Origin of the sequence: Bacillus swezeyi (genome assembly GCF_001969815.1) — a bacterium.
In the GTDB taxonomy this organism is placed as follows: domain Bacteria; phylum Bacillota; class Bacilli; order Bacillales; family Bacillaceae; genus Bacillus; species Bacillus swezeyi.
On record NZ_MRBK01000059.1, the window covers coordinates 1 to 2,483 of the forward strand.

Below are 2,483 nucleotides of genomic sequence, written 5' to 3' on the forward strand. Positions count from 1 at the left end.
AAAGAATCAGGATTATGTCGATCAATTTTTATTTGAAACGAAAGTCGGCTATTGCGACAATTTCTCCACGGCCATGATCGTTTTGTTGCGTTCGGCCGGAGTCCCTGCACGCTGGGTCAAGGGCTATACATCAGGAGATTTTGCCGGAACGACGGCAGACCGGAAGCGCAATATTTATGAAGTGACGAACAACAATGCCCATTCTTGGGTTGAAGTTTACTTTAAAGGCCAGGGCTGGGTTACATTTGAACCGACAAAAGGTTTCGTCAATCCAGAGCAGTTAATAGAGCAGTCGGACAGCCAACAAGGCGGCGCTGCCGCAGGACAAAAGGAAGAAGAACAGAAAAATGCCGCAGATCAGCGGCAGCAAACTGAAAAAAAACAGAATAACGGCGAAAAGCCTGAAGCTGAGGCCAAACGGAATGCTCAAGCCGATTCTACTGCCGAAAGCCAAGGCGACAACAGTTTTCTATGGTTTGGGGCAGCCGGTTTCATTCTGCTGCTTGCCGCAGCTGCCTGCCTCTACTATACGCGGGCAAATTGGATGCCCGCCATCGTCACCGCAAGGCTGAAAAACCGGCGCGATGATACGGTGTTCTTTAAGGCTTATGAAGAGCTCCTTCGCCAGCTGAAGCGAAAGGGGATGAAGAAACAAGAAGGGCAGACGCTCCGCGAATTTGCGAAGGCGGTTGATGAACGCTTTCAAAATACTGATATGACATCTTTAACACTCCGTTATGAACGAGCTCTTTACCGAAAGGAAAATGCTGCTGAGCTTTGGAATGATTCGGCGGAGTTATGGGAAAATTTAATTAAAAGGAGATAGTCTTGACCGCTTTCTGTCCTATTGTTAGAATAAGTGAATATTAAAAACCCTTATATACTTTGCTGGCAGGCTCGGCGGTTTGTTTTCTGACAAGCCGGGCCTAAGTCCCGCGAATGGGGGCAGGACGGCCGTAGTCCGCCGCCATTTTTTCTGTGCAAAAAACAATTTGATAAAGAGGTGACACCATGACGAAGTTAGTAAATGAAATGATTCTTGTATTGGATTTTGGAAGTCAGTACAACCAGCTGATTACCCGTCGCATCCGTGAGTTTGGTGTATACAGTGAATTGCATCCGCATACGTTGACGGCAGAAGAAATCAAAGAAATGAATCCGAAAGGAATTATTTTATCCGGAGGACCGAACAGCGTGTATGATGAAGGATCATTCCGCTGCGACGAAAAGATTTTTGAATTGGATATCCCTGTTCTCGGCATCTGCTACGGTATGCAGCTGATGACTCATTACCTTGGCGGAAAAGTGGAAGCGGCAAGTCAGCGTGAGTACGGAAAAGCGAACATTCATATCGAGGGTGAGCCAGATCTGTTTAAAGATCTTCCGAATGAACAAGTTGTCTGGATGAGTCATGGTGATTTAGTTGTTGAAGTTCCAGAAGGCTTTACGGTTGATGCCACAAGCCATCACTGCCCGAATTCAGCGATGAGCAAGAAAGATAAAAAATGGTACGGCGTTCAGTTTCACCCGGAAGTGCGTCATTCAGAATACGGAAATGAACTGTTGAAAAACTTCGTTTTCGGTGTTTGTGAATGTGCCGGAGAATGGTCAATGGAAAACTTCATTGAAATCGAAATGCAAAAAATCCGTGAAACAGTCGGTGACAAACAAGTGTTATGCGCACTGAGCGGCGGAGTCGATTCATCTGTCGTTGCGGTATTGATCCATAAAGCGATCGGCGACCAGCTGACTTGTATTTTCGTCGATCACGGCCTGCTTCGCAAAGGTGAAGCGGAAGGCGTCATGAAAACGTTCAGTGAAGGCTTTAACATGAACGTCATCAAAGTGGATGCAAAAGACCGCTTCCTGAATAAGCTGAAAGGTGTTTCAGATCCTGAACAAAAACGCAAAATCATCGGCAATGAATTTATCTATGTGTTTGATGATGAAGCGGACAAGCTGAAAGGAATCGATTTCCTTGCACAGGGCACGCTTTATACAGACATTATCGAAAGCGGTACAGCGACTGCGCAGACGATCAAGTCTCACCACAATGTCGGCGGCCTGCCTGAAGACATGCAGTTTGAGCTGATTGAACCGCTGAATACTTTGTTTAAAGATGAAGTCCGTGCGCTTGGAACCGAACTCGGCATTCCTGATGAGATCGTTTGGCGCCAGCCGTTCCCTGGACCGGGCCTCGGCATCCGCGTCTTGGGAGAAATTACAGAAGATAAGCTGGAAATCGTCCGCGAATCGGACGCGATTCTCCGCGAAGAGATCGCCAAAGCAGATCTTGAAAAAGATATTTGGCAATACTTCACCGTTCTTCCTGATATCCGCAGCGTCGGAGTCATGGGAGATGCGCGAACATACGATTATACGATCGGCATTCGCGCCGTCACTTCAATCGACGGCATGACATCTGACTGGGCAAGAATTCCTTGGGACGTCCTTGAGAAGATCTCAACGCGGATCGTCAATGA

The 2,483-nt window shown here is 47.2% G+C and carries 2 protein-coding genes; both read left to right on the forward strand.

Annotated features, from left to right (window positions below):
* On the forward strand, window positions 1-826 hold an 826-nt coding region (locus BTA30_RS21615), incomplete at its 5' end, for a DUF4129 domain-containing transglutaminase family protein (RefSeq protein ID WP_142243724.1).
* A gap of 185 nt (window positions 827-1,011) precedes the next feature.
* A partial coding sequence (gene guaA, locus BTA30_RS21620) for a glutamine-hydrolyzing GMP synthase (protein WP_076764008.1) occupies window positions 1,012-2,483 on the forward strand: 1,472 nt, incomplete at its 3' end.